Origin of the sequence: Lysobacter sp. ESA13C (genome assembly GCF_019970005.1) — a bacterium.
GTDB classification, from domain to species: domain Bacteria; phylum Pseudomonadota; class Gammaproteobacteria; order Xanthomonadales; family Xanthomonadaceae; genus Lysobacter; species Lysobacter antibioticus_B.
The window spans coordinates 83,845-106,456 of the sequence record NZ_JAHXYK010000013.1 but is presented as its reverse complement, the minus strand read 5'-3'; the positions used below and the strand labels follow the sequence as shown (position 1 = coordinate 106,456).

14 protein-coding genes and 1 pseudogene are annotated in these 22,612 nt (G+C 67.2%); 14 read left to right on the top strand and 1 reads right to left on the bottom strand.

Features of this window, described 5'->3' with window-relative positions; all coding sequences use genetic code 11:
• Positions 1-7: 7 nt before the first annotated feature.
• From LC490_RS21450 to LC490_RS21430, 5 genes are all read left to right on the top strand, one after another.
• Positions 8-952: a hypothetical protein gene (locus tag LC490_RS21450; protein WP_223621554.1), complete on the top strand. Its 945-nt coding sequence runs from the start codon at positions 8-10 to the stop codon at positions 950-952.
• Positions 952-2,013 (top strand): pyridoxal-phosphate dependent enzyme, encoded by a 1,062-nt coding sequence (locus LC490_RS21445; RefSeq protein WP_200875852.1) that lies wholly within the window; start codon positions 952-954, stop codon positions 2,011-2,013. Before LC490_RS21450 ends, LC490_RS21445 begins: the two co-directional genes overlap by 1 nt.
• A 23-nt stretch (positions 2,014-2,036) precedes the next feature.
• A complete protein-coding gene (locus tag LC490_RS21440) occupies positions 2,037-3,377 on the top strand; it encodes an ATP-grasp domain-containing protein (protein WP_223621553.1) in 1,341 nt (446 codons plus the stop codon).
• Positions 3,378-3,664: 287 nt separating this feature from the next.
• Complete coding sequence (locus LC490_RS21435; protein ID WP_223621552.1) at positions 3,665-4,543, top strand: DUF364 domain-containing protein; 879 nt, start codon at positions 3,665-3,667, stop codon at positions 4,541-4,543.
• Between the two features lie 8 nt (positions 4,544-4,551).
• Positions 4,552-5,781: an MFS transporter gene (locus LC490_RS21430; protein ID WP_223621551.1), complete on the top strand. Its 1,230-nt coding sequence runs from the start codon at positions 4,552-4,554 to the stop codon at positions 5,779-5,781.
• A 76-nt stretch (positions 5,782-5,857) separates the two neighbouring features.
• On the opposite strand, the gene trmL is transcribed toward LC490_RS21430, so the two are convergent.
• Positions 5,858-6,322 (bottom strand): tRNA (uridine(34)/cytosine(34)/5-carboxymethylaminomethyluridine(34)-2'-O)-methyltransferase TrmL, encoded by a 465-nt coding sequence (trmL, locus tag LC490_RS21425; RefSeq protein ID WP_031372749.1) that lies wholly within the window; start codon positions 6,320-6,322, stop codon positions 5,858-5,860.
• A gap of 153 nt (positions 6,323-6,475) precedes the next feature.
• On the opposite strand from trmL, the gene LC490_RS21420 reads away from it, so the two are divergent.
• The 9 genes and pseudogenes from LC490_RS21420 (at position 6,476) to LC490_RS21380 (ending at position 22,599) form a co-directional block, all read left to right on the top strand.
• Positions 6,476-9,382: a pitrilysin family protein gene (locus LC490_RS21420; RefSeq protein ID WP_223621550.1), complete on the top strand. Its 2,907-nt coding sequence runs from the start codon at positions 6,476-6,478 to the stop codon at positions 9,380-9,382.
• A gap of 387 nt (positions 9,383-9,769) precedes the next feature.
• Positions 9,770-10,084, top strand: a pseudogene (locus LC490_RS21415) (DUF4156 domain-containing protein); the annotation flags it as partial.
• Between the two features lie 250 nt (positions 10,085-10,334).
• On the top strand, positions 10,335-11,357 hold the full coding sequence (locus LC490_RS21410) for a 3-oxoacyl-ACP synthase III (RefSeq protein WP_031372746.1): 1,023 nt from the start codon (positions 10,335-10,337) through the stop codon (positions 11,355-11,357).
• A gap of 843 nt (positions 11,358-12,200) precedes the next feature.
• Positions 12,201-12,446 carry a hypothetical protein gene (locus LC490_RS21405; protein WP_031372821.1) on the top strand — a complete coding sequence of 82 codons (246 nt, stop codon included), beginning with the start codon at positions 12,201-12,203 and terminating at the stop codon, positions 12,444-12,446.
• 432 nt (positions 12,447-12,878) lie between these two features.
• Complete coding sequence (locus tag LC490_RS21400; protein WP_031372820.1) at positions 12,879-13,502, top strand: DUF2170 family protein; 624 nt, start codon at positions 12,879-12,881, stop codon at positions 13,500-13,502.
• Positions 13,502-14,215, top strand: coding sequence for a PspA/IM30 family protein (locus LC490_RS21395; RefSeq protein WP_031372819.1), 714 nt, complete (start codon positions 13,502-13,504; stop codon positions 14,213-14,215). Before LC490_RS21400 ends, LC490_RS21395 begins: the two co-directional genes overlap by 1 nt.
• A 52-nt stretch (positions 14,216-14,267) precedes the next feature.
• Positions 14,268-14,981 (top strand): hypothetical protein, encoded by a 714-nt coding sequence (locus tag LC490_RS21390; RefSeq protein ID WP_031372818.1) that lies wholly within the window; start codon positions 14,268-14,270, stop codon positions 14,979-14,981.
• 54 nt (positions 14,982-15,035) lie between these two features.
• A complete protein-coding gene (locus LC490_RS21385) occupies positions 15,036-17,099 on the top strand; it encodes a flotillin family protein (RefSeq protein WP_031372817.1) in 2,064 nt (687 codons plus the stop codon).
• A 121-nt stretch (positions 17,100-17,220) separates the two neighbouring features.
• Complete coding sequence (locus LC490_RS21380) at positions 17,221-22,599, top strand: DNA repair ATPase (protein WP_223621549.1); 5,379 nt, start codon at positions 17,221-17,223, stop codon at positions 22,597-22,599.
• Positions 22,600-22,612 lie beyond the last annotated feature (13 nt).

Below are 22,612 nucleotides of genomic sequence, written 5' to 3'. Positions count from 1 at the left end.
TGCGGCCATGCTGAGGCAGGAGCGGTATCGCGATAACGACCACGCGCGGGGTGGGGCCCGCGCGCAGGCGCGGGTGTCGTGCGAGCGGACTTCGAAGATCTACAGCGGCGTCTGCCACGGCACGCTGGGCGAGCTGTTGCAGGGGCCGTATGCGCAGGACGGCGAGTTGCACATCGGTCTGATCTCCTTGCCGGTGCGCAAATACAGCTGGATCCATTTCGCCCCGGGCGACGAGGGCGACATCGCCGTCGACCTGGCCGGCAAGGACAAATGCCGGCAGGCGATCGCGCTGTACCTGCAAGCGCACGGCAAGCGCCTGCCGAGCGGGCGCTGGAGCCACGACTCGGAACTGCCGCTCGGCAAGGGCATGGCCAGTTCGACCGCCGACATCGTCGCCACCATTCGCTGCCTGGATCGGATCTTCGGCCTGGCCTCGGCGCCGGCGGCGATCGCCGACCTGCTGCGCGGCATCGAGCGTTCCGACAGCGTGTTCCTCGACACCCACGCGTTGTACCTGAGCGGACGCCAGCAGATCGTGCAGGCCTTCGATACGCCGTTGCGCCTGCATGCCTGTTACATCGATGAGGGCGGCACGGTCGAGACCGAGAAGTGCGCGCATCCCTTGCTGGCCCACTACCAGCGCCATCTCGACGCCTATCGGGACAATCTCGAGCGCGCGCTGCAGGCCTTCGCCGCGCACGACCTCGCCGCCATCTGCGCCTGCGCGACCCAGAGCGCGCAGTTGGCGCAGGGGGTGATCGCCAAGCGCCACCTCGATGCCTTGCTCGAACGGCGCAGCGATTTCGCCGCCGACGGCATCGTCGTCGCCCACACCGGCAGCCTGCTCGGCTATCTGTTCGTCGAGCGGCCCGACCCGGCGCGCATGGGCGAGCTGTCGGCCTTCTTCCGCGGCCTGGGCCACCAGTGCCGTTTCGCCGAAACGGGGTTCTGATGAGCATGCACACGCATATCGCCGACGCGATCAAGGCGCCCGACCTGGTCCGGCTGGGTGCCAATCTCTATGTCGCGCGCTTCGAGACCATGAAGGTCTATTCGACCCTGGTCGCGGTCGAGCGCCTGCTCGCCAGCGGCCGCATCCGCCCGGGCGCGACCCTGATGGACAGCTCCAGCGGCATCTACGCGTACGCACTGGCCCTGGCCTGTCACAAGTACGGCCTGCATTGCCACATCGTCGGCTCCAAGACCGTCGACCGCACCTTGATGCTGCAGCTGCGCATCCTCGGCGCGACCATCGAGCAGGTCGAGCCGCAGGCGACCCTGAAGATGGACCAGAGCCTGCGCGTGGCGCGCATCCGCGAGCTGCTCGACAGCCGCCCCGACGTGCACTGGATGCAGCAGTACCACGACGACATCCATTACGACGGTTACGAGCCGGTCGCGGCTTTGTTCGCCGATGTTCTTGGCGACAGCGCGCTCAGCGTGGTCGGCGGGGTCGGCTCGGGCTGTTCCACCGGCGGTCTGGCCAGAGCCTTGCGCGCGCACGATGCCGCGGTCGAACTGATCGGCGTGCAACCGTTCGGCAGCATGACCTTCGGCTGCCAGCACATCGAAGACCCCGGCATCATCATCGCCGGCATCGGCAGTTCGATTCCGTTCCGGAACGTGCAGCATCGCTTGTACGACCAGATTCACTGGGTCTCGTTCGACTACGGTCTGTCGGGTTCGGTGGCCCTGCTGCGCGAACACGCGGTGTTCGCCGGATTATCGACGGGCTGTTGTTATCTGGTCGCCGCGCGCGAAGCCGCGCGCCGGCCCGAACGCAATATCGTCTTTCTCGCCGCCGACACCGGCCACCGCTACGTCGAGGGCGTGTTCGCCCATTACGAACAAGCTCTGGACCCGCGCGGCCTGGAGCCCAAGCCGATCGCCTCGCTCGACGAACTGGCCCTGCCGTGGTCGGCGATGGCCTGGGCGCGTGCCGACTTCGCCGCCGATCCCAACGACGCCGTAGCGCCGCCGCAACGCGATGCGGCGCTCGTCGCCGCGCACTGAATCCCTCCCTGGAGCAACCCCTCATGGCGCACCTGTTAATGATCGAAAGCTGGGTCGGCGGCACCGGCCGTATCTTCCCGCCCGCGATCGGCCGGCTCGGCCACCGCTACACCTTCGTCACCCGCAACCGCGGTCATTACCGCGACGCGCGTTCGCAGGAGATCCACCCGGTAATCGACCACGCCGATCACGTGCTGACCGCCGAGACCAACGACGTGCCGGCGCTGATCGAATTCCTGCGCGCCCAGCACGCCATCCTCAAGTTCGACGGCGTGGTGACGATCTGCGATTACTACATCGACACCGTGGCCCAGGTCGCGCAGGCGCTTGGGCTGCCGCAGGCGTTCTCGGCCAATGTGGTGATGGAGCGGCGCAAGGACCGGGTGCGCGAGGCGATCGAAGGCGCCGGCCTGCCGAACCCGAAGTTCGCGGTGACCCGCTCCTGGGACGAGACCCGCAGCGAGGCGCAGCGGATCGGCTATCCCTTGATCGTCAAGCCGACCGACCTGGCATCGAGCGCGTTCGTACGCCTGATCCACGACGAGGAAGAGCTGTGCGCGGCTTTCGACGCGCTCGAACAGTTTCCGCGTAATTTCCGCGAACAGGCACGCGTTCCCTTGCTGTTGCTGGAGGAGTACCTGCGCGGCGAGGAGTTCAGCGTCGAGGCCTGCACCTATCGGGGCCGGACCACGGTCATCGGCATCACCGACAAGAGCCTGACCGGGTTTCCGTATTTCATCGAGGACGGGCATATGTTCCCGGCCCGGCTCGATCCGGCCGACGCTGCGGCCATCGAAGCCTTGGTGCTCGGCGCGCTCGACGCGGTCGGGCACGACCATGGCATCAGCCACACCGAGGTCAAGCTGACTGCGGACGGGCCGCGCGTCGTCGAGATCAATCCGCGCCCAGGCGGCAACTACATCGCCGAGTTGATCCAGCGCGTGACCGGCATCGACCTGCTCGATGCGCAGATCGAGCTCGCCCTGGGCCGCGAACCGGACCTGCGGCGTCGCGACACCGGCGTCGCCAGCGCCGCGATCAAGTTCCTGGTGCCGCCGCGCGGCGGCTACGTGCTGGCGATGGACGGCGCCGCGAGCCTGGAGGCCGATCCGAATATCGAGCGCTGGAGCCTGAGCGCGGTGGCCGGCAGCGAAGTCGCGGCGCCGATCGACAACGCCTGTTACCTCGGCCACGTGATCGCGGTCGATCGGGTAGGCGGACAGGCGCGCGGGTATGCCGAGCGGGCGCTGGCCGAGGTCACGCTGCGTTATGCGGACACGGGCGCGGGCCCGGATACGCAAGCGGATGACAGGGAGGAGGCCCGGACTCGCGCTGCTGCAGAACTGGCGTCGACTGCAGCGTGAGCGTGCCGGCATGAGCTCGTTCCCACGATGTCGCTGCCGTTCCCCCCTTTGAGTAGGGGGGCTTTCGCTGTTCGCTCGCGACCACGCAAAAGCAACAGCAAATCCCCCCGCGTCCGCTGCGCGGTCGCGGCCCCCTTTTTTAAAGGGGGCAACGGCAACGGCATTAGAAGCAACAACTGCAACAGCAAAAATCGCAACCGCAACCGCAACCGCAACCGCAACCGCAACCGCTCCATCGACCGCAATCCGACGCGCTTCCCCCGCACCACTTCTCCGAGACCGACGACATGACGCTTTCCGCACCGACGGCCGTCGCTGCCGCACCTTCCACCGGCCAACTGCCGCCCATCGACGTCGCTGCACTGACCGAGGCGGTGCTGCGCGGCGACTACGGCCCGAATCCCGAAGGCCTGCATGCCGTCGGCGCGTTCTGGGTGCGCCAGAGCACCCAGTTCCCGGGCACCGAGACCAAATACCGCAACTACTATCTGGTGCTGCGGGTGGAGTCGGGCTTCGGCGGTTGTTGTGTCGAGCGCGATCAGCTCGACTCGGTGATCGCCGAGGAATTGTCCGGGCGCAGCGTCGCCGAGTTGCTGCGCGATCAACGCACGCCGGTGAGGGTCGCCGCGCTCGATGCTTATCTGTCGCTGGTGCGGCCGCATCGCGAGGCGGCCGAGGCGCAGGTGTTCATGCTGCCGCACGGTACGCCGCTGGAGCGGGCGCGGGCGCGCGACGAGGCCATCGCCGGTCTGCTCAAGATCGAGCCGGGCATGCGCGTGGGCCTGATCGGCGTGGTCAATCCGCTGGTGGCGGCGATCCAGGCCCAGGGCGGCGTTTGCCTGCCTTGCGATTTCAATCTGCAACGCACCCAGGACGGCACCGAGGTGGTGCGCGACATGCGGCCGGTGCTGGCGCAGGCGGACCTGGTGATCGCCACCGGTATGACCCTGAGCAACGGTTCCTTCGACGAGATCCTCGCCAGCGTGCGCGCGCGCGGCATTCCGTTGATCGTCTACGCCCAGACCGGCAGCGCGATCGTGCCGCGCTTTCTCGGCCACGGCGTCGCCGCGGTGTCGGCCGAGCCGTTTCCGTTTTCGCAGTTCAGCGCCGACCCGACGCCGATTCATCTGTATCGCGCCGCCGGCGCGGCGCGCGCGGCGGCCTGAGCACGGCCATGAGCGCAAGCCCGCCGCTGCAGGCATCCGTTCCGCTCGGCGCCGACGCGCGCCGACGCGGCCTCAACGGTTTGCTGGTCTACACCTTCTTCATGGTGACCGGCTTCGCCATGTTGATGCCGCTGGTCGCGGTGCACTTCGTCAACGACGTCGGCCTGGCCGCGGCGGCGGTCGGCCTGGCCTTGGCGGTGCGGCAGTTGACCCAACAGGGATTGGCTCTGGTTGGCGGCGTGCTCTCGGACCGCTTCGGCGCGCGCCGCATGATCTGCCTCGGCGTGTTGCTGCGCGCGGCCGGCTTCGCCAGCCTGGCCTTCGCCGACGATCTGCCGCTGCTGTTGTTCGCGATGGCGGTGTCGGCGCTCGGCGGGGCGATGTTCGAGGCGCCGTACCAGGCCTCCATCGCCGCGCTCACCGACGAGCGCACGCGGCCGCGTTATTACGCGATCAGCAACTGGGTCAGCGGGGTGGCGACCACGCTCGGGCCCTTGCTCGGCGTCGCCTTGTTGCGTTTCGACTTCCGCGTGGTCTGCCTGGTCGCCGCGGCCTGTTTCGCCCTCAACTTCGTCATCGCCCTGCGCCTGCTGCCGTCGGTGGCGATGCCGGAGCGGCCGCCGCCGCTGCGCCACGGCCTCGACCTGGTGCGCCGCGACCGCGCTTTCCTGAGCCTGGTCGTGCTGATGATGCCGTACTGGTTTCTCGCGGTGCAGATCAACATCAGCCTGCCCCTGTTGGCGCAGCGCCTGACCGGCGAAGTCGACAGCGTGGGGGTGATGTTCGCGGTCAGCGCCGGCCTGACGGTGTTGCTGCAATACGGCTTGGTGCGCTGGCTCGAACAGCGTCTCAGCACCGCCCAGGTGCTGGTGCTCGGCGTGGTGCTGATGTCGCTGGCGGTCGGCGCGATCGGCTTCACCGACGGCTTCGCCGGTTTCCTGTTGTGCATCGGCGGCTTCGCGGTCGGCGCGGTGATGACCCGCCCGACCCAACAGACCTTGATCGCCGGCTTGGCCGACCCGCGCGCGCTCGGCACGTTTCTCGGTGTGAGTTCGCTCAGCCTCGCCATCGGCGGCGGCTTGGGCAACGTCGCCGGCGGTTGGCTGGTCGATGTGGCGACGGCGAGGCACTGGCCGTGGTTGCCGTGGACGGTGTTCTGCGCCATCGGCCTGCTCAACGCGCTGGGCCTGTCGCTGCTGCTGCGCGCGCCGCGCGCGCAGGCGCTGCCGGCCGCATGAGACCCGACCCGGTTCGATAGCTTTGCTCCCTCTTCCCGCACCCGAGGGGAAGGGGGAGTCTTTTTCTTCGTGCGGCTCAGGCGCCGCCGGCGAAGTCGTGCTGGCGCCAGGCCTCGAACACCACCACCGCGACCGCGTTGGACAGATTCAGGCTGCGGTTGTCCGGGCGCATCGGCAGGCGCAGGCGATGTTCGGCCGGGATCCGGTCGAGCACATCCTCGGGCAAGCCGCGGGTTTCCGGGCCGAACACGAAGGCGTCGCCGGCGGCGTAGCGGGGCTGGTCGTGGCGGACCCGGCCGCGCGTGCTCAGCGCGAACAGCCGCGGCGGCGCGATCGCGTCCAGCGCCGCGGCCAGGCTGTCGTGCACCTGCACGGCGGCGTACTCGTGATAGTCGAGCCCGGCGCGGCGCAGTTGCTTGTCCTCCAGGGTGAACCCCAGCGGCGCCACCAGGTGCAGGCGCGCGCCGGTGTTCGCGCACAGGCGGATCACATTGCCGGTGTTGGGCGGAATCTCGGGCTGGTACAGGATGACGTCGAACATCCGCGCATTATGCGCGGCGAGGCCGCTCGGCCGCAGCGACAACGTAAATGCGACCGGCCACTCCCTATGACCGCCGGCCTAGTGCCTGGGCGCCTCGACCCGCCTAGGATGGTGCTTTCGTCCGCGCGCGGACGACCCCAGCCAGGAGTGCCCATGTCGCCGAAGTCCCCGTTGTCCCCGAACGCGCTCCGCGCCGCCCGCCCGCGCGCCGCCGCGCTGGCTCTCGCGCTGGCGACGGCCCTGGCCGGCACGGTCTGCGCGCCGGCGCTGGCGGCACCGGCCGCCGGCGCCAACGCGAACTCGAAGGCCGAGGTTTCGATCCCGTATGAAGAGTTCACCCTGCCCAACGGCTTGCGGGTGATCGTCCATACCGATCGCAAGGCGCCGATCGTCGCGGTCAACGTCTGGTACCACGTCGGCAGCAAGAACGAGCAGGCCGGGCGCACCGGTTTCGCCCATCTGTTCGAGCACCTCATGTTCCAGGGCTCGGAGAACCACAAGGGCGAGTTCTTCGCGCCGTTCGAGCTGGTCGGCGTGACCGACCAGAACGGCACCACCAACCAGGACCGCACCAACTACTTCCAGAACGTGCCGACCACCGCGCTCGACATGGCGCTGTGGATGGAATCGGACCGCATGGGCCATCTGCTCGGCGCGATCGACCAGAAAACCCTCGACGAACAGCGCGGTGTGGTCCAGAACGAGAAGCGCCAGGGCGAAAACCAGCCCTACGGCCGCCGCATCAGCGCCAAGCTCTACGAGGCGCTGTATCCGGCCGACCACCCCTACAGCTGGCAGACCATCGGCTCGATGGCCGACCTCGATGCGGCCTCGCTCGACGACGTCAAGACTTGGTTCCGCAGTTGGTACGGCCCCAACAACGCGGTGCTGGTGCTCGCCGGCGACATCGACGTGGCGACCGCCAAGGACAAGGCGCTGCGCTACTTCGGCGACATCCCGGCCAGCGCGACCCTGCCCGACATGGCCGCGCGCGTGCCCAAGCGCGAGCGCGACACCGAGGAAACCGTGCCCGACCGCGTGCCGCAGGCGCGCGTTTACCGCGCCTGGCCGGTCGCCGAGTTCGGCAGCCCCGACGGCACCGAGCTCGGCCTGTTCGCGCAGGTCCTCGGCGGCAGCGCGGCCTCGCGCCTGGACGCGCGCCTGGTCCACGCCGACCGCATCGCCGACAGCGCCAGCGTGTCGATCAACGACGCCGAGATCAGCGGCACCCTGGTGGTGGTCGCCAACGTCAAGCAGGGCGTCGACCCGGCCAAGGTGCGCGCCGCCATCGACGAAGAGATCAAGCGCCTGATCGAACAAGGCCCGACCGCGCAGGAGCTCGAACAGGCCAAGACCGCGAGCCGTGCCGACTTCGTCCGCGGGGTCGAACGCATCGGCGGTTTCGGCGGCAAGTCCGACGTGCTCGCGCGCTGCGCGGTGCTGCTCGGCAAGCCCGACTGCTATCGCGACGAACTCAAGGAACTCGCCGCGGCGACCCCGGCCAGCGTGCAGGCCGCGGGCCGTCGTTGGCTCGGCGTCGGCTCGCACACCCTGATCGTGCAGCCCGGCGACAAGCCGGCCTCGTCGCTGCCGGAAACCGTGCGCGCCGCGCCCGCGACCCAGCCGGCGGCGATTCCAGCCGCCGACCCGCGCTTCAAGACCGTGGCCTCCCCGGTCGACCGCAGCACCGGCGTGCCGGTGACCCAGCGTTTCCCCGATCTCAACTTCCCGACCCCGCAGCACGCACGCCTGGGCAACGGCATGGAAGTGGTGCTGATCGAGCGCCACGAAACCCCGGTGGTGCAGTTGGCGATGGAGTTCCCCGGCGGTTTCAGCGCCGACCTCGGCAAGAAGGTCGGCACCGCCAGCTTCGGCATGGCGATGCTCGACGAAGGCGCCGGCGACTACGGCGCGCTGCAACTGTCGGCGCGCAAGGAAGCGCTCGGCGTCGAGCTGTCGTCCAATGCCAGCCTCGACAGCGCCAACGTCGCGATGTCGGCGCTGACCGATAAGCTCGAACCGTCGTTGGACCTGTTCGCCGATGTCGTCCGTCGCCCGCGTTTCGAGGCCGCCGAGATCGAACGCGTGCGCGCGCAATGGCTGGCCGGGATCAAGCAGGAGAAGGCGCGTCCGCAGACTGCGGCGCTGCGCGTGTTGCCGCCGCTGCTGTACGGCGCCGGCCATGCCTATGCGATTCCGTTCACCGGCACCGGCACCGAGGCCTCGATCGCGTCGCTGAGCCGCGACGACCTGGTCGCCTTCCATCGCGATTGGCTGCAGCCCGACCGTGCCCGCGTGTTCGTGGTCGGCGACACCACCCTGGCGCAGATCGTGCCGCAGTTGGAGCGCCGTTTCGGCGACTGGAAAGCCGGCGCCAACGCACCGGCCCTGCCGGCACTGGCCACGGTGGCGCGCCCGAAGGCGCCGCGCGTGTTCCTGGTCGACCAGCCCGGCGCGATCCAGTCCAACCTCTACGTCGGCGAGCTGATCGCACCGACCGGCGATGCCGGCACCATCGACTTCGATTTCGCCAACGGCGTGCTCGGCGGCGAATTCAGCTCGCGCCTCAACATGAACCTGCGCGAGGACAAGCACTGGGCCTACGGTTCCTACAGCGGCTCGGGCAACGCCAAGGGCCAGCGGCCGTGGATCGCCCAGGCCGCGGTGCAGTCGGACAAGACCGTGGAGTCGCTGGCCGAGCTCAAGCGCGAGATCGAGTCCTTCGCCAGCGGCAGCGCGCCGATCAGCGCCGCCGAGGTCGCCAAGATCCGCGCCTCGAATACCTTGAGCCTGCCGGGCGCGTACGAGACCACCGACGCCCTGATGGCCCAGGTCAGCGCCGACCAGCGCTACGGCCGTCCTGCGGACTACATCCTCGAGTACAAGGCGCGCAACGAAGCGATGACCCCGGCGCTGGCGCAGGCCGCGGCGAAGACCCTCGACCCGGCCGCATTGACCTGGGTGGTGGTCGGCGACCTGTCGAAGATCGAACAGCCGATCCGCGCGCTCAAGCTCGGCGAAGTCGAAGTGATCGACCAGGACGGCAAGCCGGTGCACTGAGCCGATCGGTTGATGTCATGCAACGCGACGGGCCGCCTCTTCGGAGGCGGCCCGTTGGCGTTTGTGGAGCAGACGCAGTGGCGGCTGTAGTAAAAGCAAAAGCAAAAGCTAAATCCCCCGCGCCCGCTTCGCGGTCGCCGCCCCCTTTCTAAAAGGGGGCATGGGCGGGGCGCTTTTTGCAGTTGTACTTTCGATGGCAGCAAGCGGAGCAGCGCTGCACTCGTCACTTCGCATCCCCAAGACGGATTCCCCCCTTTGCAAAAGGGGGGCAGGGGGGATTTGCTTCCGCCTTCGCTCTCTCCGCCCAGCGCCCCATTCCTACCGCGCTCAGCCGATTCCGGTGACAATGCGCGCGATCGCATCCCTAACGAGGTTTCCATGCGCGCGTTGGCAATCGTCTCCCTGGCTTCGACCCTGGCCCTGATGGGCTCGGCCTGCACCTGGGTGCAGATGGCGCCCGGCGCACAAGCGGTGCGCGTGCTCTCCGGCGGCCCGGCGCCGTCGGGTTGCGAGAAGCGCGGCGAAGTCGTCGTCGCGGTCAAGCACAACGTCGCCTTCTACGAACGCAACGTCCTGCGCGTGCGCGAAGAACTCGAAACCCTGGCGCGCAACGAAGCCCCCGGTCTGCAGGCCGATACCATCCAGCCGGTGGCAGCGCCGGCCGACGGCCAGCAGCGTTTTGCCGCCTACCGCTGCGGCCCCGGCGCGGCCCCGGCTGCGCAATCGGCGCCTTCGGCGGCCGCTCAGACCTATCCTGTGGGCGGCTGAGCGCATTTCCAAACTCTCGCGTACGGCCTGTTAAGGCCTCTCGCGCTGTCCTAATCCGCTGTTTTTCAAGGGGTTTATGGCGCGGGGCGAGCGCCGGGTACCGGCCGCAGGCCAAGCATGGCTAATGCATAGGGGTCGTGAAGGCGCTAATCTGTCGCACTTTGTCCGCGAAGGGTTTGCGCCCATGCTGTTCCAACACGTCGCTATTGCCGGGCTCGCTCATGTCGATGCTCCGCGCAAGCTGACCTCCGACGAAATCAACGCCCGCCTCAAGCCCACCCTCGATCGCCTCGGCATCAAGGTCAATGTGCTGCAGGATGTCGCCGGCGTGCACGAGCGTCGTCTGTGGGACGGCGAAATGCGCGCATCCGACGCCGCAACCCTGGCCGCCGTCAAGGCGCTCGCCGATGCCGCGGTCGATACCGATCGCATCGGCCTGCTCGTCAACACCTCGGTGAGCCGCGATTACCTGGAGCCGTCCACGGCCAGCATCGTCGCCGGCAATCTGCGCCTGGGCGAGAACTGCCAGAACTTCGACGTCGCCAACGCCTGTCTCGCCTTCCTCAACGGCATGGACATCGCCGGCCGCATGATCGAGCGCGGCGAGATCGACTACGCCCTGGTCGTCGACGGCGAAACCGCCAACCTCGCCTACGAGAAGACCATCGAGCGCCTGAGCAAGGCCGACGTCACCGAGTCGCAGCTGCGCGACGAGATGGCGACCCTGACGCTCGGCAGCGGCGCCGCCGCGATGGTGCTCGCGCGCGCCGAACTCGCCCCGGGCGCCCCGCGTTACCGCGGCGGCGTGACCCGTTCGGCGACCGAGTGGAACCAGCTGTGCCTGGGCGACCTGCATCACGACCGCATGGTGGCCGACGGCCGCATGCTGATGATCGAAGGCCTCAAGCTCGGCCACAAGACCTTCGCCGCGGCCAAGGCCGCGTTGGGTTGGGCGGTCGAAGAGCTCGACGAATTCGTCATCCACCAGGTCAGTCGCGCCCACACCCAGGCCTTCCTCAAGGCCTTCGGCATCGACCCGAAGAAGGTCATGACCATCTTCGGCGAGCACGGCAACATCGGTCCGGCCTCGGTGCCGATCGTGTTGAGCAAGCTGCGCGAGATGGGTCGCCTGAAGAAGGGCAGCCGCGTTGCGCTGCTCGGCATCGGTTCGGGCCTGAACTGCTCGATGGCCGAAGTGGTCTGGTAATGCCTGCTTGAGCCGTGCGGCGCGAGCCGGCGGTGCAGTCGAATACCAAAAGCCCGGTGCGAAAGCGCCGGGCTTTTTGCTTTTGGGGGTTCGGGTGTCGGTGTCGCGTCGAGTGAGCCTTTGGCGTGCGCGATGTTGCTTGTCGCTGTCGCTGTCGTTGCCCCTTGCTGTGCGCCGATTCGCACTCGCGAAGGCAACGGAAGACCCGGAGGGCGGCCCGCATGGATGCGGGCCGTTTTTCATCGGGACAGGAATGTCCCGTATGAAAAATCCCTGCGTATGCACCGCTCGTGCGGGCCTGTGATTCAAAGAAAAGCATTTTTCTTTGGTTACTTTTGACCGAAGGGAATCCAGACGGACTTTTGTTGCTTTAGACAAAAGAAAGTAACCCGCCGCTTTAGTGGCGGAAGCTTTTAGCGTTTGACCTTGTTTGTATGAACGCCATAAGCAAGTGCAGAGCTTCCGCCCCCTAAAGGGTGCGGGTTACTTTCTTTTGCTAAGCCCAAAAGAAAGGTAACCAAAGAAAAGGGCTCTCCTTGCAAGGGCACAGGCCACGAGTGCGTAGCTGTCACCGGGATTTTTCGATAAGACGTCCCTGTCTTATCGAAAAACGGCGCACGTCCTGTGCGCCGCCCTCCGGGTCTACTGTTGACCGGTAAAGCGGCAAGGCAGGTCAAAATCTCGGCAACGGCAACGGCAACGGCAACGGCAACGGCAACAGCGCGGCCCAGTCCTCGATGACCGCTACCGCGTAGCTCGGGCTTGCTATAGTCGACCCCATCACGCGCCCGCCTAGACCGCCGTCGCGTCCAGGACTTCACCCACCGCAACGGAGTTGCCGCCATGGCCCAGCCCAAGAGCCACCTCGAGATCGCTCTCGCCTCGATCCCGGTGTTCACCAACGACGGCACGCTCGACGTCGCCGAACTGCAGAAGCTGCTCGACCTGGCGCTGCGCGACCAGATCGTCGACGACGACGAAAAGCGCGTGCTCGACAACATCTTCAAGCAGGCCGAACTCGGCACGCTCGATGCCGACGTGAAGCGCCGCATCGACGAAGCCCGTAAGCAGCACGGTATTTCCGCCTGAGACGATCCGCGTCGCGATCCGGTCGGCAACGACCGGGTCGCGGCGGTGGCGTGCGGGTAGATCGTGTCTGTCGGCATCCTTTGATTCGGGATTCGGGATTCGCGTCGGTCATCTGCAGTCGAGATGGTTGCGTCGTAGTCGTCTTGGCGTGGTCGCGGCTTGCGACGCTCCTACCCGGAGGCCGCTCTGGGGTAGGAGCGTCGCAAGCCGCGACCGCGGACTCCCCGGTCGCGAGTCGCTATCGGTTACCCGGTCGCCTCGGGTCGTGCGGAGGCTCGGCCTAGCTGGCGTCGAAACGTTCGTCACCCCGGTCGCCACATAAGTGACTGAAATAAAAGCTATGTTTGGCCGGCGTGGCCACTCCCCACCGTTCGTCGGCATATCACATGTCATGCTTGCCAGTGTCACATGTGATGACTTATCGTGAATGACATGGAACGTCGATCCTCCGCCTACTACCAGCGCAAACATCGCGAACGATTGCGCGAGAAGGGGCTGGTCAAGAAGGAGCTGTGGGTGCTGCCGGAATTTTCCGAGGAGCTCATGGCGGTGGAGCGACGGATGCGGCAGCCGCGCGGTGCGGTGTCGGGGCGAGGACGCGCGGAGGGCGCGATGAGCGATGGCAAGGTCTGGACGGCCGCGGGTTTGTACGATGCGCTGTCGCAGGACGAAGAATTCATCTACGGCGATTCGCAGATCGAGCTGATCGACGGCGCCGAACCCAGCCTGCACCTGGTGATGGCCGAATACGGCGACCTGCCGCTGTTCGTGGCCGTGGTCGGCGAACAAATCGTGGTCGAGGCGCTGCTGTGGCCGGTCGCGCACGTGCGCGACGCCTCGGCGTTCAACGAAGAAGTGCTGCGCACCCACAAGGTGTTCCCGTTGTCGACGATCGGCATCGAGACCCTCGCCGACGGCGAAGCGGTGTACATGATGTTCGGCGCGCTCAGCGCGGCCTCGTCGTTGTCGAACGTGCTCTACGAAATCGAGACCCTCGCCGACAACGTCATCAAGGCGACCGAAGCCTACGAAACGCAGTTGCTGGAGGTGGCCTGATGTCGACGTCCGATCCGCCCGCCAATATCTGGAGCAAGCTGCTGACCTCGATCCGCGGCGGTGCGCGCGAGCTCGGCGAGGCCTGGGTCGACAGCCAGGCGCTGCGCATCCTCGACCAGGAGATCCGCGACTGCGATCTGGAGCTGCGCCGCTCGCGCGAATCGCTGGCCGAGCTGATCGCCCGCCATTCGCTGGCGCAACGGCGCTTGAGCGACTCCAGCGACAAGGTCGCCGAATACGAAACCTATGCAATCAAGGCGCTGGAATCCGGCGACGAATCGCTGGCGCGCGAAGTCGCCGACAAGATCGTGCTGCTCGAAGCCGGCCGCGGCGACGACGAGCGCCACGTGCAGCAACTGGCGCTGAGCGCCACCGAGCTGCGCAAGGCCATCGCCATGGCCGAGGGCAATATCCGCCGTCTCAAGCAGCAACTCGACACGGTCAAGGCCACCGAGAGCATGCAGCGCGCGCAGGCCGCAGTCGCGCATCGTTATGCCGGGCCGCAGAACCGTTTGCAGACTGCGGTCGACTCGTTGGCGCGGATCAAGCAGAAGCAGGCCGAGCGCGGCGCGCGCATGGAGGCGGCGACCGAATTGGCGCGCCACGACGGCTCCGACGCGCTGGAACGCAAGCTGCGCGAGGCCGGCATCATCGCCGACGATGCCGGCGCCGAAGCGGTGTTGCTGCGGCTGCGACAGAAACTGCCGGGCTGACCGGTTTCATGGAGGCGCCGCAGGGAGCGCGGCACGCGGGGAGGGAGGGGTGATGATCGAGTTTCTGCAGATCGTGTTTTCGTTTCCAACGGCGTTCTACTCCGTCCTGCTGGGCGTGGTGGTCGGCTATTGGCTGTTGTCGGCGCTCGGCCTGGTCGGCATGGACGTAGCCGACGGTCTGTTCGGCCACGGCCATGGCCACTTCGGCGGCGACGGCCATGTCCACGGCCCGGCGCACGGCCATACGCTCGGCGATCAATCGCTGGCCGACGGCGCCCATCACCATCAAAGCGTGTTCGATCCCCTGATGCGCCTGGGGCTCGGCGGCATTCCGGTGACTGTCGTGCTCAGCGTGCTGGTCGCCACGGCCTGGGCGCTGACCTACCTCGCCGACCTGTATCTGCTGCGCCTGCTGCCGGATGGCGGCCTGCGTTTCGTCGCCGACATCGTCGCGCTGGTGGTCGCCTTCGTGTTGGCGATTCCGGTCGCCGCGTTCGCGCTGCGTCCGGTGCGGCGCTTGCTGCGCAAGATGCAGCCCGAGCCGCCGCGGCCGCTGCTCGGCCAGACCGCGGTGATTCGCAGCCCGGGCGTGTCCCGGGTCACCGGCACCGCGGCCATCGAGGACGGCGGCGCCGGCCTGATCCTGCAGATCCGCGACGAAGGCGGCGAACGTTTCAAGCGCGGGGACCGCGTGGTGTTGATCGAGTATCTCGCCGACCAGAACGCCTACCGCGTGGTCAGCGAAGACGAATTCCGCGGCGCCTGACCCTCGTCGGTCGCCGCCATCCGTATCGAAGTCGAGTCATAGGGAGATGCAAGAATGAATTTTCCGTCGGGTATTTTCATGGTCCTGACCCTGGTGGGTCTGGGCATTCTGGTCGTGTTCGTCCTGCTGATGATGTTCAAGGCCTTCTACATCAAGGTCCCGCAGGGCACGGCGCTGATCGTCAACGACATGTCCTCCATGCCGAAGGTGCATTTCACCGGCGCGCTGGTGTATCCGGTGATCTACAAGAAGGAGTTCATGAAGATCTCCTTGATTACCCTGGAGGTCGACCGCCGCGCCAAGGATGGATTGATCTGCAAGGACAACATGCGCGCCGACATCACCGTGGCGTTCTACTTGCGCGTCAACGAGACCCAGCAGGACGTGCTCAAGGTCGCCAAGTCGATCGGCGTGGACCGCGCCTCCGACCGCACCGCGGTCAATGAGCTGTTCAACGCCAAGTTCTCCGAGGCGTTGAAGACGGTCGGCAAGCAGATCGACTTCGTCAAGCTGTTCGAGAACCGCCAGGAATTCCGCGACCGCATCGTCGAGGTGATCGGCAACGACCTCAACGGCTACGTGCTCGAAGACGTCGCCATCGACTACCTGGAGCAGACCCCGAAGTCCTCGCTCGACCCGACCAACATCCTCGACGCCGAGGGCATCCGCAAGATCACCGAGCTGACTGCGGCGCAGAACGTCATCACCAACGAGCTCGAGCGCAACGAGCAGCTGGCGATCACCAAGAAGAACGTAGAAACCCGCGAGGCCATGCTCGCCCTGGAACGCCAGCAAGCCGACGCCGAGGCGCGGCAGAAGCGCGAAATCCAGACCATCCAGGCGCGCGAGCAGGCCGAAACCGCCAAGGTGCAGGAAGAAGAGCGGCTGAAGTCCGAGCAGGCGCGCATCTCGGTGCAGGAGCAGCTCGACATCCGCGAGCAGAACCGCCAGCGCGAAGTCGAAGTGGCCCAGCAGAACCGCCAGCGCGCGGTGGTGATCGAGGTCGAGAAGGTCACCCGCGCCAAGGATCTGGAAGTCGTCTCGCGCGAGCGCGAGGTCGAACTGAACCGGATCGAGAAGGAAAAGGCGCTGGAAGAACAGCGCAAGGAAATCGCCAACGTCATCCGCGAGCGCATCGCGGTCGAGAAGACCGTGGCCCAGGAAGAAGAGCGCATCAAGGAAGTGCGCGCGGTGTCCGAGGCCGATCGCGCCAAGCAGGTGACGGTGCTGAATGCGCAGGCCGCGGCCGAGGAAGAGCTGGTGCGCCAGGTCAAGCAGGCCGAGGCCAACGAGACCGCGTCCAAGCACCGCGCCGGCGAGATGACGGTGCTGGCGCAGGCCGAGCTGGAAGCGGCCGGCAAGCAGTCCGAAGCCAAGAAGAAGCTGGCCGAAGGCATCGAGGCCGAGCGCGCCGCGCCCGGCCTGGCCGACGCGCGGGTGCGCGAAGTCACCGCCGCGGCGAGCGAGAAGGAAGGCATGGCCAAGGCGCGCGTGATCGCCGAGACCCTGGCCGCGGAAGCCCGCGGCGAGCAGGAGAAGGGCCTGGCGCAGGCGCGCGTGATCGAAGCGCAGGCCGACGCCAAGCAGAAGCAGGGCCTGTCCGACGCCAAGGTGCTGGAAGAGAACCTGTTCGCGCAGGCGCGCGGCGACGAGCAACTCGGCGCGGCCAAGGCCAAGGCGACCAAGGACCTGGGCCTGTCGGAAGCCGAAGTGCTGCTGCAGAAGTTCAAGTCCGAGGCCGAAGGCCTGTCGCAGAAGTTCGGCGCGCTGGATTCGTTGAGCGACCAGGCCCGCTCGCACGAAGAGTTCCGCATGCAGCTGGAGAAGAACTTCGAGCAGGCGATCGCTTCGATCGAGGCCAACAAGGAAGTCGCCAAGGAGCAGGCCGACGTGCTGGCCGCCGCGCTCAGCAAGGCCAACATCGACATCGTCGGCGGCGAAGGCGAGTTCTTCAATTCCTTCGCCAAGGCGCTGTCGGTCGGCAAGGCGATCGAGGGTGTGGCCGGCAAGAGCCCGATCGTGCAGGACGTGCTGCAGCGTTTACTGGCCAAGTCGGACGGCAAGTCCGACGGCAAGGGCGAAGGCAAGGCTTCCAGCGAGACCGTGCTGGACTCCTGACCGCTCGCGGCCGGAACCCAGCAACACGGACCAAGGAACGCGCCGCCGCCATCGGCGGCGCATGGCAGCACGCCGGCGGCGCGGCTCAGCGCGCGGCCGGCAGGATCGTTAGGACGGACACATGGCGGACACCAAGCCGGGCACGGCGACGGGCGAGAACGCGAACGACGGCGGCGCCACCAGCGCGGCGGCGAATCAAGCCGTGGACCAGGCGGTCGCCCAGGGCGGCGCTTATGAGGTTTTGAGCAAACGCCTGGCCGAACAGGGCCAGCGCCTGCGCGACATCGCCCAGGGCCTGAACCAGCAGCGCCTCGCCGAGTTCGGCAGCAGCCAGATGGAGGTGGTCGGGCGCTTCCGCCTGCGCACCGAGAACAACTGCGTCGCGCGCGACATCGTCCAGGTCGGCGACTGCCTGGTGTTCGGCTACAACGTCTTCCTCGGGCTCAAGAAAGAAACCCGGGTCGAGGATGTGTTCGCGCTGTACAAGCTGGTGCAGGGGCCGGAGGGCTACGACGTCACCCCGGTCGAGCTCAAGGGCAGCTTCCTCGGCATCGACAGCTTCGCCCAGGATTTCCGCGAGCTGTATGCGTATTACAAGAACACCCGCCTGATCCAGCTGATCGTGCGCGACGGCAAGCTGCTGGCCGCGTTCCAGATCGGCGAGCGCATCACCGACCTGCGCGTGTTCCGCTGGGCGATCGCGCCGGGCGGTGAGGTGAGCTACATCGACAACCGCGGCGAGCGCGACATCGCCCTGCCGGCGCCGTTCGATTTCGAGTGGACCCGCGCCACCCGCGAGATGGTGGTCAACGGCCGCCACCCGCATCTGAACATTCTCGACAGCGTGTTCGTCGAGACCGTCAACGGCGACCTTACGGTCAAGATCGAGAACAACACCGAGGACGGCCAGGGCATCTACCGCGAGCCGGTCGCCGACAAGACCCAATCGCTCGACGACGCCCAAGTCGATTACGCCCGCGTCGGCAGCCTGATCCTGCTCAAGATCCTGCCGTACCGCGAAGAACAGTGGCGCTACCTGGTCTTCAACACCCTGACCCGCAAGGTGGTGCGCCTGGACGAGATCGGCCTGGCCTGCATCCAGTTGCCCGAAGACCACGGCATCATCTTCCCGGGCGGCTATTACCTGCAGAACGGCGAGCACAAGCGCTTCGACCAGGCGATGGACGGCATGCGCTTCAAGCGCACCATCCGCTCGCCCAACGGCGAGGACGTGCTGTACCTGTTCTACGAGCCCGAGCAGGGCCGCACCGCGATGTTCACCTACAACATGATCGAGCGGCGCCTGCAAACGCCGATCTTCGGCCATGGCTATGCGCGCCTGGAAGACGGACGCATGGTGATCTTCGCCACCGAAAGCGACGAGCCGACCCGCGTGCACCCGATGCAGGTCTGGCAGACGCCGTACTATAGCGACGAATTCGCCGCCAAGCAGCCGGCCGGCAACAGCTTCATGGGCAAGATCGGCAACGCCGAGTTGGTGCGCGGCGTGTCCGAGCTGATGAGCCTGTCGCGCGAGATCGAGGCCACCGAAGTCTCGGCGCAGCGTTACGGCCTGCTGGCGCAGAACACCCGCCGTTTGTTCGACGCCCACCATTGGTTGTCCGACCCCGCCTGCGCCGGTACCGCGCCGCTGCTGCGCGAGATCGCCGCGACCGCCGAGTCGGTGCTCGACGAGTACGAGAAAGTCGAAGGCATCCGCAGCCAGTCCGAGCGCGCGATGGCCGAGGCGCGCACGCGCCAGAAAGCCTTGCTCGACGCCCTGCAGCCGGAAAACTGGGAGCGGGTGCAGGAGTTCGTCGACGCCCTCAACGGCCTGACCGCGCAGCGCGGCCATCTGCTCACGATCCGCGACTACCGCTATATCGACGTCGCCGGCATCGATGCGATGGAACAGGCGCTGATCGCCGCGCACGAGCGCACCGCCGCGGCGACCGGCGCCTTCCTCGCCGGCGACAAGGCCCTGCTGCCGTTGGCCGAGCGTTTGCACGCATTGGAAGCGCAGGCCCAGCAGGCCGTGAGTGTGGCGCAGTTGCTCGAACCGATCGGACAGATGCAGGCGATGTCGGGCGACCTCGACATGCTGTCGGCGTTGATGGCGACGCTCAAGGTCGACGACGCCACCCAGCGCACCCGCATCGTCGAATCGATCTCGGAGATCTACGCCAAGCTCAACCAGGCCAAGGCGCGCGCCGAGCAGCGTCGCAAAAGCCTGGGGTCGAGCGAGTCGGTGGCCCAGTTCGGCGCCCAGTTCACCCTGTTCGGACAGAGCATCGCCAGCGCCCTGTCGCTGGCCCAGGACCCCGAGCGCGCCGACGAGCAGTTGTCGCGGCTGATGGTGCAGTTGGAGGAACTGGAAAGTCAGTTCGGCGAGCACGAGGCGTTCCTCGGCGACATCCTGTCCAAGCGCGAGGAACTGCTCGAGACCTTCGAAGCGCACAAGCAGACCCTGCTCGACGACCGCCAGCGCAAGGCCCAGGCGGTGATGGATGCGGCCACCCGCATCCTCGACGGCCTCGGCCGGCGCACCGCGCGCTTCGCCGGCAGCGACGAGCTCAACGCCTTCTTCGCCAGCGACCCGCTGATCCTCAAGCTGCGCGAACTGGCCGAGCGCCTGCGTACGCTCAAGGACAGCGTCAAGGCCGACGACGTCGAGGCGCGCCTGAAGGGCGCGCGCGACCAGGCGGTGCGCGCGCTGCGCGACCGCAGCGAGTTGTTCGAGGAAGGCGGCAACGTCATCAAGCTGGGGCCGCGCCACCGCTTCAGCGTCAACACCCAGGAGCTCGACCTGACCCTGCTGCCGCGCGGCGACGTGCTCAACCTGCACCTGACCGGCACCGACTTCTTCGAGCCGCTGCGCAACCCCGAACTCGATGCCGCACGCGATTACTGGGGCGTGTCGATGGATTCGGAATCGCCGCAGCTGTATCGCGGCGAGTACCTGGCCGGCCTGGTGATCGAGGCGGCCAGCGCCAACCGCGACGGCCTCAGCCTGGACCTGTTGCGTCAGCAACTGGCGCAGCCGGAAGCGCTCGCGCGCAGCGTGCGCGACTTCGCCGCGCCGCGCTATCGCGAAGGCTACGAAAAGGGCATCCACGACCACGACGCCAGCCTGATCCTGCAGGCCTTGCTGCCCTTGCGCGACAGCGCCGGCAGCCTCGGCTTCGAGCCGGCCGCGCGCGCCTGGGCGGCGCTGTTCTGGTCGCAGGTCGGCGAACAAACCGACGCCCGGCAATGGCCGGAACGCGCGCGCACCGCGCGCGACATTCATCAGTTGTTCGCCAGCGCCGCGGGCCTGGAATCGCTGCGCACCGAGATCGCCGCGGCGATGACCGGCTATGCCCAGCAGCAGACCCTGGCGATCGACCCGGCGCTGACGCCGCGCGCCGCCGAATACCTGGTGCTGGAGCTGTCGGCCGAACACCCGCAATTCGTGTTCAGCAAGTACGCCCAGCAACTGCTGCAGGCGTTGCGCGAGAAACTCACCGCGGCGCGGATGTGGGATGGCTTCGTCCAGGCTCTGGACGGCCTCGGCGACCGCGTCGCCGCACGTTGGGCGCTGGCGATGAACTGGGTCGAGGCGCTGGCGCGTTCGCCCGAACTCGCTCCGGTCGCGGCCTATGCCGCCGAAGCGGCGACCTTGTTGCTGCTCGACGAACGCTTCCCGAAGAAGATCACCGAGGTCGACCTGAGCGCGCCGGTGCAAGGGCTGCTCGGCGAGCATCCGCGCATTGCCGAGGGCCGCATGACCTTGGCCATCGACGACTGGTCGGCGCGCCTGCGCCACCACCGCGAGACCTTCGTCCCCGGCTTCCAGCGCTACCAGGCCTTGCGCCAGGAAATCGTCGGCCGCGAGCGCCACGCCCTGCGCCTGGACGAGTTCAAGCCGCGCCCGCTGACCTCGTTCGTGCGCAACAAGCTCATCAACGACGTCTACCTGTCGGTGATCGGCGACAACCTCGCCAAGCAGATGGGCACGGTCGGCGAAAGCAAGCGCAGCGACCTGATGGGCCTGCTGATGATGATCTCGCCGCCGGGCTACGGCAAAACCACCTTGATGGAATACGTGGCGCACCGGCTCGGCCTGATCTTCATGAAGATCAACGGGCCGGCCCTGGGCCACGAGGTGCGCTCGCTAGACCCCGAGCAGGCGCCCGATGCGACCTCGCGCCAGGAACTCGACAAGCTCAACCTGGCCCTGGAGATGGGCAACAACGTGATGCTGTATGTGGACGACATCCAGCACACCCATCCCGAGTTCCTGCAGAAATTCATCTCCCTGTGCGACGGCACCCGTCGCATCGAAGGCGTCTGGAAGGGCCGCACCCGCACCTACGACATGCGCGGCAAGAAGTTCTGCGTGGTCATGGCCGGCAACCCGTACACCGAGTCCGGCGAGGTCTTCAAGATCCCGGACATGCTCGCCAACCGCGCCGACATCTACAACCTCGGCGACGTGCTCGGCGGCATGGAAGCCTCGTTCGTGCTCAGCTACATCGAGAACAGCCTGACCTCGAACCCGGTGCTGGCGCCGCTGGCGACGCGCGAGATGGCCGACCTGTATCGCTTCGTCGACAAGGCCCAGGGCAAGCCGTTCTCGGCCAACGAACTCAGCCATGCCTACAGCGGCGCCGAGATCAACGAGATCGTCGCCACCCTGGAGCGGTTGGTGAAGGTGCGCGACGTGGTCTACCGGGTCAATCAGCAATACATCGCCAGCGCCGCCCAGGCCGAGAGCTACCGCACCGAGCCGCCGTTCAAACTGCAGGGCAGCTATCGCAACATGAACAAGCTCGCCGAGAAGATCTCGCCGGTGATGAACGAGGCCGAGTTGCAGCAGCTGATCGGCGACCACTACCTCGGCGAGGCGCAATTGCTGACCAGCGGCGCCGAGGAGAACCTGCTCAAGCTCGGCGAGATGCGCGGCACCCTCGACGAGACGCAGGCCGCGCGCTGGGCCCAGATCAAACGCGACTTCCAGCGCAACAAGGCGATGGGCGCGGGCGACGCCGATGTCGGCACCCGAGTCGTGGCGCAGCTCAACGACCTGGTCGAGAGCGTGCGCTCGCTCGATCAGTCGGCCACTCAGGCCGCGAGCCGTGCCGAGCCGGCGCCATCGGCGCCGTGGCAGGAAATCCTCGCGGCGTTGGAACGCGTGGCGCAAGCGCAGGCGCAACCGCCGGCGGCCCCGACCGCCCCGGCGCCGGATCTGTGCAAAGTGCTGAGCGGTCTCGGCTCGTCGCTGCAGACCTCGCTGGTGCCGTCGCTGCAGTCGGCGTTCGATCCGTTGGTCAACCACCTGCAGGACAGCAGCGAACGCCAGACCCGCCTCAACGAGGCCCTGGTCGAAATCTTCAAGCGGCTCGGCCAGCGCGACGTCGACGACGCGCCGACGCGCGCCGAGATGACCGAGCAGCAGCGCGAGCTGCAGCGTGCGCTCAACGAATTCGCCGACCGCCTCAACGGTCGCATTCAACGCTAAGGAATGGGCAGGG